This is a genomic window from Saccharothrix hoggarensis (assembly GCF_052936025.1).
Window position 1 is genome coordinate 5,287,269 of record NZ_CP193624.1, and the last position, 14,222, is coordinate 5,301,490.

At 73.0% G+C, this 14,222-nt stretch carries 14 protein-coding genes; 5 read left to right on the forward strand and 9 right to left on the reverse strand.

What is annotated here, in order from left to right; genetic code table 11:
* Nucleotides 1–15: 15 nt before the first annotated feature.
* The gene (locus ACRAKH_RS23700) at nucleotides 16–2,040 is read right to left on the reverse strand and encodes a glycosyltransferase (RefSeq protein WP_447009294.1); all 2,025 of its coding nucleotides are present in this window, start codon (nucleotides 2,038–2,040) and stop codon (nucleotides 16–18) included.
* Entirely contained in the window at nucleotides 2,037–2,663 is a 627-nt protein-coding gene (locus ACRAKH_RS23705) for a DUF998 domain-containing protein (RefSeq protein WP_380724316.1), read from the reverse strand. The genes ACRAKH_RS23700 and ACRAKH_RS23705 overlap by 4 nt, the downstream gene beginning before the upstream one ends.
* A gap of 137 nt (nucleotides 2,664–2,800) precedes the next feature.
* Here ACRAKH_RS23705 and ACRAKH_RS23710 point away from each other — a divergent pair, with 137 nt between their 5' ends.
* From ACRAKH_RS23710 to ACRAKH_RS23720, 3 genes are all read left to right on the forward strand, one after another.
* Complete coding sequence (locus ACRAKH_RS23710; protein ID WP_380724315.1) at nucleotides 2,801–3,739, forward strand: ABC transporter ATP-binding protein; 939 nt, start codon at nucleotides 2,801–2,803, stop codon at nucleotides 3,737–3,739.
* Nucleotides 3,740–3,801: 62 nt separating this feature from the next.
* Complete coding sequence (locus ACRAKH_RS23715; protein ID WP_380724333.1) at nucleotides 3,802–4,521, forward strand: ABC transporter permease; 720 nt, start codon at nucleotides 3,802–3,804, stop codon at nucleotides 4,519–4,521.
* Between the two features lie 46 nt (nucleotides 4,522–4,567).
* On the forward strand, nucleotides 4,568–5,611 hold the full coding sequence (locus tag ACRAKH_RS23720; protein WP_380724314.1) for a COX15/CtaA family protein: 1,044 nt from the start codon (nucleotides 4,568–4,570) through the stop codon (nucleotides 5,609–5,611).
* Here ACRAKH_RS23720 and ACRAKH_RS23725 read toward each other — a convergent pair.
* The 4 genes from ACRAKH_RS23725 to ACRAKH_RS23740 all read right to left on the reverse strand — a co-directional run bounded on the left by ACRAKH_RS23725 (nucleotide 5,548) and on the right by ACRAKH_RS23740 (nucleotide 9,729).
* Entirely contained in the window at nucleotides 5,548–6,012 is a 465-nt protein-coding gene (locus ACRAKH_RS23725; protein WP_380724313.1) for a GbsR/MarR family transcriptional regulator, read from the reverse strand. The genes ACRAKH_RS23720 and ACRAKH_RS23725 overlap by 64 nt on opposite strands.
* A gap of 102 nt (nucleotides 6,013–6,114) precedes the next feature.
* Entirely contained in the window at nucleotides 6,115–6,651 is a 537-nt protein-coding gene (locus ACRAKH_RS23730) for a DUF742 domain-containing protein (protein ID WP_380724312.1), read from the reverse strand.
* A gap of 7 nt (nucleotides 6,652–6,658) precedes the next feature.
* On the reverse strand, nucleotides 6,659–7,102 hold the full coding sequence (locus ACRAKH_RS23735) for a roadblock/LC7 domain-containing protein (RefSeq protein ID WP_380724311.1): 444 nt from the start codon (nucleotides 7,100–7,102) through the stop codon (nucleotides 6,659–6,661).
* Nucleotides 7,099–9,729 carry a nitrate- and nitrite sensing domain-containing protein gene (locus tag ACRAKH_RS23740; protein ID WP_447009295.1) on the reverse strand — a complete coding sequence of 877 codons (2,631 nt, stop codon included), beginning with the start codon at nucleotides 9,727–9,729 and terminating at the stop codon, nucleotides 7,099–7,101. The genes ACRAKH_RS23735 and ACRAKH_RS23740 overlap by 4 nt, the downstream gene beginning before the upstream one ends.
* Nucleotides 9,730–10,151: 422 nt before the next feature.
* Between ACRAKH_RS23740 and ACRAKH_RS23745 the strand changes: the two genes are divergently transcribed.
* Both ACRAKH_RS23745 and ACRAKH_RS23750 read left to right on the forward strand, forming a co-directional pair.
* Nucleotides 10,152–10,478 carry a DUF485 domain-containing protein gene (locus tag ACRAKH_RS23745; protein WP_380724930.1) on the forward strand — a complete coding sequence of 109 codons (327 nt, stop codon included), beginning with the start codon at nucleotides 10,152–10,154 and terminating at the stop codon, nucleotides 10,476–10,478.
* A complete protein-coding gene (locus ACRAKH_RS23750; protein ID WP_380724929.1) occupies nucleotides 10,478–12,052 on the forward strand; it encodes a solute symporter family protein in 1,575 nt (524 codons plus the stop codon). Before ACRAKH_RS23745 ends, ACRAKH_RS23750 begins: the two co-directional genes overlap by 1 nt.
* A gap of 134 nt (nucleotides 12,053–12,186) precedes the next feature.
* Here the strand turns inward: ACRAKH_RS23750 and ACRAKH_RS23755 are convergent, their stop codons facing one another.
* The 3 genes from ACRAKH_RS23755 to ACRAKH_RS23765 all read right to left on the reverse strand — a co-directional run bounded on the left by ACRAKH_RS23755 (nucleotide 12,187) and on the right by ACRAKH_RS23765 (nucleotide 14,183).
* Nucleotides 12,187–13,038 (reverse strand): ATP-grasp domain-containing protein, encoded by an 852-nt coding sequence (locus ACRAKH_RS23755; protein WP_380724928.1) that lies wholly within the window; start codon nucleotides 13,036–13,038, stop codon nucleotides 12,187–12,189.
* Nucleotides 13,035–13,322, reverse strand: a complete 288-nt coding sequence (locus tag ACRAKH_RS23760; RefSeq protein WP_380724927.1) for a hypothetical protein — start codon at nucleotides 13,320–13,322, stop codon at nucleotides 13,035–13,037. The genes ACRAKH_RS23755 and ACRAKH_RS23760 overlap by 4 nt, the downstream gene beginning before the upstream one ends.
* Nucleotides 13,323–13,394: 72 nt before the next feature.
* A complete protein-coding gene (locus ACRAKH_RS23765) occupies nucleotides 13,395–14,183 on the reverse strand; it encodes a nucleotidyltransferase domain-containing protein (protein WP_380724926.1) in 789 nt (262 codons plus the stop codon).
* Between the last annotated feature and the right edge of the window lie 39 nt (nucleotides 14,184–14,222).

A 14,222-nucleotide genomic window follows, 5' to 3' on the forward strand; every position in this document is an offset into this window, starting at 1 on the left:
CGGGGGTCGGAGGGGTCAGGCCGCCAGCGCGGGGGCCATGCGGACCACGGGCAGGCCCAGCGCCCGCGCGTACAGCGACTCGAACGTGTCCAGCGTGGTGTCGATGGCGTGCGCGGCGATCAGCTCGCTGCTCGCCGCGCCCATCCGGGCGGTGACGGCCGGGTCGGCGGTGACGGCGTGCAGCCGGTCCGCCAGCCCGCGCACGTCGCCCGGCGTGAACAGCCAGCCGTTGCGGCCGGGCCGGCACAGGTGCGGCAGCGCCATCGCGTCGGCGACGACCACCGGCTTGCCCGCGGCCATCGCCTCCATCGTGGCCAGGCTCTGGAGTTCCGCGATGCCCGGCATGCAGAACACGTCGGCGCGGGCGTACGCGTCCAGCAGCTCGTCCTCGCTCACGAACCCGCGGAACCGCACCCGGTCGGCGATGCCCAGGTCGCGGGCCAGCAGCTCCCACTCCGCGCGGCACGAGCCGTCGCCGACGATCTCCGCGTGCAGCCGCGGCACGAGCGCCAGCGCGCGCAGCAGCTCGTCCACCCGCTTCTCCTCGTCCAGCCTGCCCACGAACAGCACGGTCGGCGCGTCGGTGTGCCGCTCGGGCCGGCGCAGCCGGTACCGGTCGATGTCGATGCCGCACGACACGGGCACGGCCCGCTCGGGGAAACCGTTGTCGTGCAACAACCGCACGGCGCGCGGCGTCGGCGCGGTGACCACGTCGGCCAGGCCGAACACGCGGCCCAGGTCGCGCCACGCCCACCGCGACGCCATGCCCCGCAGCCACGCGGGCACGTGGGCGTGGCCGAACAGGTTCTCCGGCATGAAGTGGTTCGTCGCCACCGTCGGGACGCCCAGCGCCGCCGCCCGCCGCAGCACGTACCGGCCCACCACGAAGTGCGCCTGGACGTGGACCAGGTCCGGCCGCAGGTCGTCCAGCAGCACCTCGACGTCCCGGCGCACCTGCCACGGCAGGCCGATGTGGAACGTGCGGTGGAACGGCGTGCGGTGCGAGCGCAGCCGGTGCACGGTGATGCCGTCGACGCGCTCGGTGCGCGCCTGCCCGTCCGGGGCGACGCAGATCACGTGCACGTCGTGGTCGCGGCCGGCGAGGCCGGTGGCGAGGCGGTGGGCGAAGCGGGCCGCGCCGTTGACGTCCGGGGGGAACGTCTCCGCGGCGATCACGATCCGCATGGCGCGTCCGTTGGTCACTGTCGTCTCCGATCTGGTGGGAACTGCGGTGGGGTTTCGCGTGCGGGCCAGCGCGACGACGCCGCCGACGGCGATCGCGGCGCAGGCGAGTTCGGCCAGGGCGATCGCGCCGCTGGTCCGGGTCGCCTCGCCGAGGAGCCCCGCGCCGATGCCGACGGCGACGAGCGGGTCCACCACGGTGAGGCAGGCGACCGCGACGTGCGGCGGTCCGCCGGCGTAGGCGTGCTGGATGAACCAGCCGCCGACGAGGAGGGCGGCGACGATGCCCGCCGCCGAGAGCGCGGTCGACCACGCCAGGGCACCCCGCTGGACGTCCTGGGACACCGACCGCATGAGCACCGAGACGAAGCCGTAGGCGACACCGCCCGCCGTGCCGAACCCGAGGGCGCGCACCGCGGGCCGCGTCGACAGCACGCCGACCAGGGCGGGCACGGCGATCAGGCCGACCGCCAGCAGGGCGGCCGTCAGCTCCGCCTCCGGCGCGACCGTCGTGGACGTGGCGCTGCCCGCGGCCAGGAGCACGAAGGCGCCCACGCCGAACGTGGTCCACGCGACCGCGGGCAGCTCACGCCGGCGACCGTCGAGCACGGCGGTGATGCCGATGGCGACCACCCCGACCGGCTGCACCACGCTCAACGGCGCCATACCCAGCGCCGCCGCGTGCACCCCGGCGCCGAGGACGAGCAGCAGCAGGCCCAGCAGCCACCGCGGCCGGCGCAGCAGCTCCGCGACCCGCGGCGGGCCGTCGCCCGCCCGCACGGCCTGGTGCTGGAGCCGGGCGGCGAAGGCGAAGAACACGGCGCCGAGCACCGCGAGCAGGACGGCGAACCACGTCATGAGGACACCCCGCGGCGGAGGACGGCGGCCGCCAGGGCGAACAGCAGGCCGTACAGGAGGGCGAACAGCACCCGTTCGAAAAGGCCCAGAACCACCGCGCCGCTGCCGGGGTACACGACCGAGGCGTGGCTCAGCATGAATGCCACCGAAGTGATCCCGGCGGCCACCGAGAAACGGCGCACCGCGGTACTGGAAATGAACGTCCGGGAAATCAGCCAGCCCGCCAGCGGAAGGCTCGCGAACATCACCGCGCCCGCGTACCGGTGCACCGCGCCGGAGAACGACGTCGGCGCGCCGGTGGGGTCCGTGGGGAACACCGCGGCCACCGCCAGCCCCGCCGACCACAGCCCCATCAGCACCGCGACCGGCCCCCGCCTGGGCAGACCCGACCGGACCAGCGCGGCGAGCAGGCCCACCGAGGCGGCGGCCAGGGACAGCGCGGTGACGGCGAGCAGCCCGCTGCCGTTGTCGACGAAGATGTAGTCGCTGATGGTGTGCGTGATCGGACTAAGCTCGCCGACCGACGCCACGTGCAGGTAAACAACCGGGAACAGCGACAGGACAAGGCCCGCAACAGCCAGCGGCAACACCGCCGCCCTCTTTTTCCCGGCCATCCCGATCATGAGGAATATCCTGGCCGGGAAAGTGGTCCGCAGATATCCGGAACACCCCCGAGACGACCCTGAAGGCACCCGGAGGACCCTGGTGGGGCTGACCCCACCACCGGGGCGGGGGCGGGCACGCCCTACGCTTCCCGGTCGTGAGCCCGCACCCCCAGCACCCTGCCGTGGAAGTGTCGGGGCTGGTCAAGCGCTACGGCTCGACCGTCGCGGTGAACGGACTCGACCTCACCCTGGAAACCGGCACGGTCCTCGCGCTCCTCGGCCCGAACGGCGCCGGGAAAACGACGACCGTCGAGGTGTGCGAGGGATTCCGGAACGCCGACGGCGGCGAGGTCCGCGTCCTCGGGCTCGACCCCCGCCGCGACGGCGACCGGCTGCGCCCCCGGATCGGCGTGATGCCGCAGGGCGGCGGCGGCTACCCCGGCGTGCGCGCGGACGAGATGTTGCGCCTCGTCGCCGCCTGCGCCGCCAACCCCCTCGACCCCGCCTGGCTGCTCGACGTGCTGGGCCTGTCGTCCTCGCTGCGCACCCCGTACAAGCGGCTCTCCGGCGGGCAGCAGCAACGCCTGTCGCTCGCGTGCGCCCTGGTCGGGCGGCCGGAGCTGGTGTTCCTCGACGAGCCGACCGCCGGCATGGACCCGCAGGCCCGCCGCCTGGTGTGGGAGCTCGTGTCGGCGCTGCGCGCGGACGGCGTCAGCGTCCTGCTCACCACCCACCTCATGGACGAGGCCGAAGCGCTCGCCGACCACGTCGTCATCGTGGACGCGGGCCGCGTCGTCGCGCAGGGCAGCACGGCCGAGCTGACCGCGCACCGCGCCGACGACCGGCAGCTCCGCTTCCGCGCCCGTCCCGGCCTCGACCTGACGTTGCTGCGCGACGCCCTGCCCGAAGGGCTCGTGGTGCGCGAGGCGACCCGGGGCACCTACCTCGTGCAGGGCCACATCGACCCGCAGGTCCTCTCCACCGTCACGTCCTGGTGCGCCCAGCAGGGCGTGCTGGCCGACGAGCTGACCGTGGCCAGGCGCAGCCTGGAGGACGTGTTCCTGGAGCTGACCGGCAGGGAGCTGCGCTCGTGACGGAACCCCGTTTCACCCCCGGCACGTTCACGCCCGCGCCCGGTCGCGGGAAGCTCGGCCGGATGCTGCTCGCGCAGGCCCGCACCGAGACCGTGCTCACGCTCCGCAACGGCGAGCAGATCCTGCTCACCGTGCTCATCCCGGTGGCGCTGCTGGTCGCGATGAGCCTCATGGACGTCATCCCGGTGCCGGAACCGCGGGTCGGCTCGGCCACCGCGCGCATCCTCGCGCTCGCCGTCATCTCGTCCGCGTTCACCGGGCAAGCGATTGCGCTGGGCTTCGACCGCCGTTACGGGGTGCTGAAGCGGCTCGCCGCGACCTCGCTGCCCCGCTGGCTGCTGGTCGCCGGGCGCGTCGTGGCGGCGCTGGCCGTCGTCGCCGTCCAGGTCGTGATCATCGCGGTCACCGCCCTGCTGATGGGCTGGCAGCCACCGTCCGCGACCGGCGCGCTGTGGGCGGTCGTGCTGATCGTGCTCGGCACCCTGTCGTTCGGCGCGCTCGGCGTGCTGCTGGGCGGCGCGCTGCGGGCCGAGGTCGTGCTCGCCCTGGCGAACATCGTGTGGTTCGCGCTGCTGCTCATCGGCGGCGTCGCGCTCGGCGTGGACGCCCTGCCGCCGTGGCTGGCCGCCGTCGTGGACGCGCTGCCGTCGGCGGCGCTGGCGCAAGGGCTGCACCAGGCCGTGGTCGACGGCGCCGCGCCCGGTCCGTGGCACGTCGCCGTGCTCGTGGTGTGGGGTGTGGCGGCCGGCGCGCTGGCCACGCGGACGACGAAGCTCACCTGACACCCCCGACCGGCGGTTCTCAGGTGGTGGTACCTACCATCGGTCCGTGTCCGCCCCCACCTGGCTCACCACCTTCCTGAGCACGTTCCAGCGCACGTTCGCCATCGCCGTCGTGATCGCCCAAGGCGGCATCGCGGTGACCGGGTCGATCGTGCGGGTGACCGGGTCGGGCCTCGGCTGCCCGACCTGGCCCCAGTGCTTCGAAGGCAGCCTCGTCCCGGTCGAGCACCCCGAGGTGGCGTCGCTGCACCAGTGGGTCGAGTTCGGCAACCGCACCCTGACCGGCGTCGTCGGCGTCATCGCCGGCCTGTGCGTGCTCGCCGCCTGGTACCACCGGCCGCGCCGCAAGCGGGTCCTCGTGCTCGCCCTCGTGCAGTTCGGCGGCGTCGCGCTGCAGGCCGTGATCGGCGGGATCACCGTGCTGACCGGGCTGCTGTGGTGGACGGTCAGCGTCCACTTCCTGGTGTCGATGGCGCTGGTGTGGTTCGCCGTGCTGCTGGTCGCCGCGCTCGGCGAGGGCGACGAGCCCGCCCGGCCGCGCGTGCCGAGGGCGCTGATGACGCTGCAGGTCGTGCAGGCGGCGACGCTCGGGCTGCTGCTGCTGGCCGGCACGTTCGTCACGGCCGCCGGCCCGCACGCGGGCGACTCCGCCACCCCGCGCCTCGACCTGCCCGTGGACACCTTGTCCCAGGTGCACGCCGACCTGCTGTTCCTGTTCCTCGGCATGCTCGTCGCGCTCGGCTTCGCGCTGCGCGGCCACGCCGTCCCCCTCCGGCCGTACTACGCGCTCGTGGCCGTGGTCCTCTCCCAGGGCGCGCTCGGCATGGTCCAGTACTGGACCGGCGTGCCGGAGGTGCTGGTCTCGCTGCACGTGCTGGGCGCGGGCGCCGTGGTCGTCGCCACGGCCGCGCTGTGGGTGTCGACCCGCGAACGGCCGCGGTCGGCCAACGCCCGACCCGACGACGTCCGGCCCGACGACGCCCGGCCCGACGAGACCCGTGGTGACGAGCCCCGGGCCGTCGAACTTCAGCGCGACGACGAGGGCCTGCGGTCCCAGACGGCGGGCAGTTCCGTCGCCAGCCAGCTGTAGAGGTCGTCCACGGTCCGCAGCCGCATGGCGCGTTCCGGGTCACCGCTCATCAGCCGCATCCCCGACTCGGTCAGCTCCCGCACGCTCACCAGGGCGTCGAGCTTGCGCTGGATCAGGTCGACCCACCGCTTCTCGTCGATCCGGTACTGCGCCGCCTGCCGCCCGCGCCGGGTCCGCTTCGTCACCAGGCCGGCGTTGACCAGGAACTTCAGGTTGGTGCTGATGGAGCCGCTGCTGGCCTCCAGCTCCTGCGACAGCTCGGCCGCGGTGCGCTCGGTCGGCTGGCACACCAGCAGGTAGCCGAGGATGCGGCCGCCGATCAGCGGGATGCCCTCCTCGGCGAAGTGCGCCGCGAACCGTTCGATCCACGCCGACAGCCGGGTTTCCCGTCCGACGCTCATGCGACCCCCTGACCGCTCCCGCCGACTCTTCGGTCGACACTGAAGCCATAGTAGGTCGGGTACTGATCTTCACGCAAAGGGTGCGTGACGGCGCGCCGCGGGTCAGAGGCGGCGCAAACCGGCCAGGACGCGCTCCATGAGGCCCAGGTCCGGCGCGGCGCCCTCGGAGGACGCGGTCCGGTGCACGTCGATCAGGCCGCGTTCGGCCATGTCGCCGAGCAGCACCTTGGCCACGCCCAGCGGCAGCCGCAGCAGCGCCGCGACCTCCGCGACCGACCGCGGCCGGCCGACCAGCGAGATCACCTCGTGGTACTCGGACTTCATGGCGCCGGGGAAGTCCCACTCCACCGCCGACACGAGCGTCTCGATCTCCAGCTGGTACGACGACGTGGTGCGACCGCCGGTCCACGAGTAGGCGCGGACGATCGACGCCGCCTCCTCGCGCGGGTACTCGAAGTCGTCGTCATCGTCGTCGAACACCGGCCGGTGCGGTTTCGTGTCGCCGGTGTTGGAGGGCTGGTCCTCGGGCTGCCGCTTCGGCTTCTCCTGCTTGCGACGGCGGGAGGAGTCGAGGCTGAACCCGTTGAGCAGAGCGGCGAACGTCTCGTCCGACGCCCCCGGCTCGTCGTTCCGGTCCATGACCACCTCACGCAGAAGGGCGGGCCATCATCCGCTTCGCGCCGTGGAGCTGGGCGCGCAGCTCGGGCGTCAGGAGCTGACCGACCTGGTCGACGACCACGGTCATCTCGTACGCGACCTGGCCGACGTCGGCGTCCGGCGCGGCGAGGACGGCCAGGCACGAGCCGTCCCGGATCGACATCAGCAGCATGATCCCGTACTGCATCTCGACCACCGAGCGCAGCACGCCGCCGCCGTCGAAGCAGCGGGCCGCCGACTCGGTCAGGCTCGCCACGCCCGCCGCGATCGCGGCGAGCTGGTCGGCCCGGTCGTCGGGCAACCCGTTCGACGCCGTCAGCAGCAGGCCGTCGACCGAGATCACCACCGCGTGGGCCACCCCGGGCACGCGATCGGCGAAGTTGCTCACCAGCCAGCCGAACTGGTCGACCTGTCGCGACTTCTGCGTGCTCATCCGTTCTCCTGCCCCGCTCGGTTTTCCCCGGACCCACGCACACCTTGCCGGATCCCGGTCTGGTAACTGGCGAGAAACCCGCGTGTCGCCTGCGGATCCCTCCGTACGGGTGCTACCGCATCGGGTGCACTCGGCCGTTCGGCCACCAGGTTGGTGCGCGGCTGCCGCTTCGGCAGTTCCGCCGGGCCGTCGTTCACGGTCGCCTCCCCGCGCGCGTGGGTGTCCGCGGCACGGTGCCGCGGCGGTTCCGCCGACGCCGGCGGCACGGGCGTGCCGCCGAACCAGGTCGAGGCCCGCTTCGGCGGCGCCGCCGGGGCGGGTGGCGGGGTGTCCGCGGCGCGGCCGCGGAACGGCGACCACCCGTCCTCCTTGAGCGGCACGGCCGGCGGCAGGACCGGTTGCGGCAGCACCACGGGCTGCGGGCCGGTGGTGGGCGGGCCCGCGGAGCTCGGGCCAGCGGAGTTCGCCCCCGTCGGCTGCGGCACGGTCGGCTGCGGCACGGTCGGCTGCGGCACGGTCGGCTGCGGTCCGGCCGGCCGGGGGACGGGCGTCCCGTTGGCCTGCGGCAGGGCGGGCTGCGGTCCGGTCCGGTGCGGCAGGGCGGTCGGCGCCGACGGCGACATCACCGGCTGGGGGCCGGCGGACGGCGCCGCGTCGGGCGCGGAGGCCTGCGCCGGCACGGGTCGCGCGGACAGCGGGCCGACCGCGCGGACCAGCTCGGCGGGCAGCCCCACGACCGCGCGCAGCCCGTCGCCCTGCTCGCGCAGCGACACGTCGATGCCGTGCCGCCCGGCGAGCCGGCCGACCACGTACAGGCCCAGCTGGCGGGACACCGGCAGCTCGCCCGAGTCCTCCGACGCGGCCAGCGTGATCCGGCGGTTGGCCTGCGCCAGGTCCTCCTCCGACATGCCGACGCCGAGGTCGACCACGTCGATCAGCACGCCGCCGCCGGGGCGCGGCCGGCCGCCGACGACGACCTGGGTGCGCGGCGGCGAGAACGTGGTCGCGTTGTCCAGCAGCTCGGCGACCAGGCGGACCAGGTCGCCCGCCGCGTAGCCGACGACCTCGACCGCCGGGGTGGTCTGCACGACGACCCGCTGGTACTGCTCGATCTCGGACGCGGCGGCGCGCAGCACGTCGCCCAGCGGCACGGGGCGGGTGAAGCGGCGGGCCACGTCGCTGCCGGAGAGCACCATCAGGTTCTCGTTGTTGCGGCGCATCCGGGTGGCGAGGTTGTCCAGCTTGAACAGGTTCGCCAGCTGCTCGGGGTTCTCCTCCTGCCGCTCCAGCTCCTCCATGAGCTTGAGCTGCCGCTCCACCAGGCCCTGGCTGCGGCGGGACAGGTTGATGAACGCGTTGCGCATGCCGGTGCGCAGGTCGGCCTGCTCGGCCGCGGAGCTGACGGCCTGCCGGTGCACGGCGTCGAACGCGCGCGCCACCTGGCCCAGCTCTTCCTTGGTGTGCACGGGAACGGGCTCCACGGTCACGTCGTGCGCGGCGTTCTCCCGCAGCTGCGCCACCAGGGTCGGCAAGCGGTGCTCGGCGACGTCGAGGGCGGCGGTGCGCAGGGCGCGCAGCGACCGCAGCAGGTAGCTGCCGACGACGTAGCCGACGGCGGCGGCGGCGAACAGCGACGCCAGCAGGATCACGGCCGCCGCGCCCGCCCGGTCGCTGGTGGTGTCCTGCAACCGCGCCGCGGACGCGGACAGCTGGTTCTCCAGCGACCGCAGCACGACGCCGATCTGCTTGCTGGTGGCCTCGGAGCCGCTGTTCCACGCGTCGGCCTGGACCAGGGACCGGACCGCGCCCGCGTTGGTGCGGATCTGCTGGAACAGGCTGTTGCGGAGGTCGACCTCCTGGCCCGCGACGGTGCTGCGGTAGTCGGCCTGCTGCTGCGGCGTGGCGACGGCGGAGAAGTCGGCCAGCTTGTCCTGCTGGCGGGTGTACGACTGCTCCAGCGCGGTGTCCTCGCTCTCCAGCAGCCTGCCGCGGCTGATGCCGGCGAGGACGGTGGCGTGCTGCCACGACACCTGCTCCCCCGCCATGGCGAGGTTGTGCAGCGCGGTGGCGGTGCCGGACAGCGCCGGGTCGCCGAAGTCGCCGACCATCGCCAGGTCGAAGTCCATCAGGGCGCGCAGCACGACGGTGTAGCCGCCGATGCCGCCCTCCAGGTCGACGCTGCCGGACAGCACGCGCTCGCGCAGCTGCGGCAGGCCGTCGAGCTGGACGATCACGTCGCGGAACCGGGCGTTGGCGACCTCGCCGAGCGTCGTGGTGCGCTCCATCAGGTTCCGCACGCCGGCGGCCGCCGTGTCGGTGCCGCGGACCAGGTTCTGGAACTCGGCCGGCGGCAGGCCGGCCCCCTCGGGGCGCTGCGCCGCCTTCGCGCGCTCGGCCTGCACGCTCGCGATCAGCGGGTCGAGGCCGGCGCGCAGCGTCACGAGCCGCTGCATCGAGGCGTAGTTGTCCGCGCTCTTGACGTACCCGCGGATCTGCACCACGCCCGCGCCGACGGCCACGAGGACCGGCACCGCGAGCACGGCGGCGAGCTTGACCGGAAGGCGCCAATTCCGCCAGTCCGCGACGGCGCTCCACCACTGCACGCGCCCGTTGTTGTCGCCAGTCACCAGACAAGCCCCGGAAAGTCCGTAGTTGTTTCGAGTTGTACGACGCCGACGCTTAATGACGACAGGCGGCGGATGCTGCTGCGCGATAGTAGGTGGTGGACAGGCGTGGGACAACGACCTTGCGGTCGGTCCTCATCCGATCGGCGCAGCGTGACGATCGAAACAGTTTCAGATCCCAATCGAGACGTCACGCCGGCGCGCGGTTGATCAGCACGGACGACGTACCGCCGGACACACCGTTGACTGGTGGCCAAGCGCGGTTACGCTGGGCGCTCGCCGCCGGCCCGCGCATCCGCGTGCGTGGCGCGGCAAATCCCCGTGGAGGATTGATGACGAAGGCGATCCTGCCTCCGACGGATTCGAGGTCCGCCGCCCGCGGCGGGCGTGGCTTCGCCACTTTCGACGATCCGGGGTCACCCCTGTTGATCGACGATGCGGGCGATCCCGACTTCGTCGCGCTCCAGGCGAGCGCGGATTTCCGCGAGCTGCGCCGGCGGATCACGATCTTCGTGGTGCCCGCCACGTGCGGGTTCCTGCTGTGGTACCTGGGATACGTCGCGCTGTCGGCGTACGCGCCCGACTTCATGGGCACGCCGGTGGTCGGGGTGCTCAACATCGGGCTGCTGTTCGGGCTGCTCCAGTTCGTCACCACGATCGCGCTGACGCTTGGCTACGCGCGCTACGCGCGGCGCAAGCTCGACCCCCAGGTCGACGCGGTCCGCTCGCTCACCGCGGAGGACCAGGACTGATGGGCGGCAACACCGCGATCAACCTCGGCGTCTTCGGCGTCTTCGTGTTGATCACCCTCTACATCGTGTACCGCGCGGGCAGCCGCAACGCCACCGCGTCCGACTACTACGCGGCGGGCAGCAGCTTCAGCGGACCGCAGAACGGCATCGCGCTGTCGGGCGACTTCCTGTCGGCCGCGTCGTTCCTCGGCATCTCCGGCAGCATCGCGGTCAACGGCTACGACGGCTTCCTGTACTCCATCGGCTGGGTGGTGTCCTGGCTGCTCGGCCTGATGATCATCTCGGAGCGGCTGCGCAACACCGGCCGGTTCACGCTCGGCGACGTGCTGGCGTTCCGGATGCGGCAGCGGCCCGTGCGCGCGGCGGCCGCCAACGTCACCCTGGTGATCTCGCTGTTCTACATGATCGCGCAGATGGCGGGCGCGGGCGCGCTGATGGCGCTGCTGCTGGACGTGCACAGCAAGGCCGGCCAGGCCGTGATCATCGCCGTGGTGGGCATCGTCATGGTGCTGTACGTGCTGATGGGCGGCATGAAGGGCACCACGTGGGTGCAGATCATCAAGGCCGTCTTCCTGATCATGTGCGTGACCCTGCTGACGGTGTTCCTGCTGGGCAAGTTCGGCTTCAGCCTGTCCGCGATCCTGGAGACGGCGTCGCGGAACACGCCGCTCGGGCCGGAGGTGCTGGAGCCGGGCGTCCGGTACGGCGGCACGCCGACGAGCCGGCTCGACTTCCTGTCGCTGGCGCTGGCCCTGGTGCTCGGCACGGCCTCGCTGCCGCACGTGCTGATGCGGTTCTACACCGTGCCGAACGCCCGCGAGGCGCGGCGCTCGGTGGTGTGGGCGACGTGGATGATGGCGACGTTCTACCTGTGCACGCTGGTCATCGGGTTCGGCGCGCTGGCGCTGGTCGGCGCCAAGGACATCACGTCGGCGCCGGGCGGCGAGAACTCCGCCGCGCCGCTGCTGGCGTACGAGGTGGGCGGCGCGGTGCTGCTCGGCGTGGTGAGCGCGGTGGCGTTCGCGACGATCCTGGCCGTGGTGGCCGGTCTGACGCTGACGGCGTCGGCGTCGTTCGCGCACGACGTGTACGCCAACGTGATCAAGCGCGGTCAGGCCGACCCGCGGTCCGAGGTGAAGGTCGCGCGGCTCACGGCGGTCGCCGTCGGGCTGCTGGCGATCGCGGGCGGCATCGCGGCCAACGGGCAGAACGTGGCGTTCCTGGTGGCACTGGCGTTCGCGCTGGCGGCGTCGGCGAACCTCTCCACGATCATCTACACGATGTTCTGGAAGCGGTTCAACACGCCGGGGACGCTGTGGGCGATCTACGGCGGGCTCGGGTCGTGCATCGTCCTGCTCGCCTTCTCCCCCGCCGTGTCGGGCGCCAAGTCCTCGATCTTCCCGGACGTGGACTTCGCCTGGTTCCCGCTCAGCAACCCCGGTCTGGTGTCGATCCCGTTCTCGTTCCTGTGCGGCTACCTGGGCACGGTGCTGAGCAAGGAGAAGCCGGACCCGGTCAAGCAGGCCGAGATGGAGGTCCGCTCGCTGACCGGCATCGGGTCCGGTCTGAGGTGAACCGCTGACCTGACAACGCGGAACGCCGGGGTGCTCGCGCACTCCGGCGTTCGGCGTTGTTCGGGGTGTTCGACGTTGTTCCGCGTGTTCCGGGTTGTTCAGCGTTGTTCGGCGCGTTCCGGTGGGGCCGCGGACTACCGGTGGGCCAGGGCCGCCCGCACCGCCGAGGCGAACCGGTGGGGCGCGGCGGCGTCGGTCTGGCGGAAGCCCAGCGACGGCTCGACCAGCTCCAGCTCCAGCAGCAGCGGCGAGCCGTCGTCGCCCGGCACGAGGTCGACCCGCGCGTACAGGAACTCGTCGCGGCGCAGGCCGGTCAGCTCCGCGGCGGCGTCCACGACGTCCTCGGCGACGCGGCGCTGCGCGGGCGACGGCGACGCGCCGGACAGGCGTTCCACGACGTACAGGCCGGACTCGTCGTAGTGGGCGTCCGGCGTGAGCATGGCGCCCTTGGTGAACGCGTGCGAGAACCGCCCGCCGAGGAACACCACCGCCGTCTCGCCCGCCGAGTCCACAGTGGACTGGTACGGCTGCACGAGCGCGGGCCCGCCGAGCGCGTCGAGGTGCGCGGCGGCGGTCGCGTGGTCTCCCGCGGCGACGCGCAACGCGCCCCGGGACCCGGCGCCGACGGTCGGCTTCACCACGAACTCGCCGTCCGGCCAGTCCGCGAAGCCGGGCTCCGCCACCGCCGTCGGCACGACGGGCACGCCGACGTCGGCGAGCTCGACCAGGTACGTCTTGTCGGTGTTCCACCGGACCACCGACGCCGGGTTCACCAGCCGCGGCTCCCCCTCGCACCACGCCAGGAACTCGGCGAGGCGCTCGGGGTAGTCCCAGGTGGACCGCAGCACGACGAGGTCGCCGTCGACCGGCGTGCCCCACTCCGCCCAGGACGCGTGCACGCCGACGTCGGCGAGGGCGTCGACCAGCGCGTCGTCGTCGCCGTCACCGGCGGGCAGCGCCGCGCAGGTGGCGAAGACGACCTTCACCTGCCGGCCATCCTGCGGCGGTGCGCCGGGCCGATCTTCACCGCGGCCGTCGTCTCCCGGTCCCACTCGTGGGCCTCCAGGTCCGGGACGGCCGCGATCAGCGCCTCCGCCGACGCGGCGTCCGGCAGCACCACGTCGCCCATCGCGCCGTCGTCGCCGACCAGCACGACCCGCGCGCCGGCCCGCCCGACGTTCTCCACGACGGCACGGGCCGGCTTGCCGTGCGCGGCCACGAACGCCGTCGCCGTCTTCACCGCGCGACCGATCTTCTTGTCGTCTGCCACGCCCGCCAGACTAGAACCTGCCGGTAACTTCCGCGCACGTGACCGGCACGTGACCGCTCTCACGGCCCGCGGTCAGGCCGCCGCCCACACCGACTCGTAGGCGTCGACCAGCCACTTGTCGGCTCGCGCGTGGTCCGGGCGCTCGGGCAGGTGGGAGCTGGTGATCAGCTCCTCCAGCCGTGCCTCGAGCGACTCGGCCGCGTCCAGCGCCTCCTGCCGCGTGTGCCGCCCCTGGCGCAGGTCGCGGATCCACGTCAGCCACGGCTCGGGCATCGGCAGCGTGATCCGGCCGGTCTCCAGCAGCTCGACGCCCTGCACGCCCAGCCGCACCATGTGCGAGGCGAACTTCGTGTCGAAGCCGTGCCGCGCCACCAGCTCGGGCCGGTTGACCCGCCGCGCGACCGTGCCGTCCACCATGCGCCGGCGCTGGCTGTGCAGGTAGCCGACGAACCGCCGCCCGGCCAGCCGCGACACGATCATGTCCGCGTTGTCGCGCAGGTCGCGCCCCAGGTCGGTGATCGTGACGACCTCGTGGTCGGGCGCGAACAGCGGCAGCAGCACGGTCGGGTTGCCCTGCAACGCCAGGCGCAGCCACTTGCGCAACGAGTACACGACGAGGTCGAGGTCACCGGGGCCGGACGGGGTGTTCCGCACGCCCGTGCGCTCCTCGGCGGTGCGGTGGATGTACTGCTCGAAGCGGCGCAGCCCGATGACGAACTCCGGCGGTTCGACGCACACGCCCATCTCGTCGCGGTCGTCGGTGCCGTCGATGGCGGTGCCGTGCAGGCCCGAGCCCACCTGGGTGCGCAGGATCGTGGCCCGCCGGGCGATCTCGGCGAATTCGGGGCTGTCGTGGTTCACGGCGATTCCTCTCGGCTGACGCCGAAAAGGTAAAGCGTC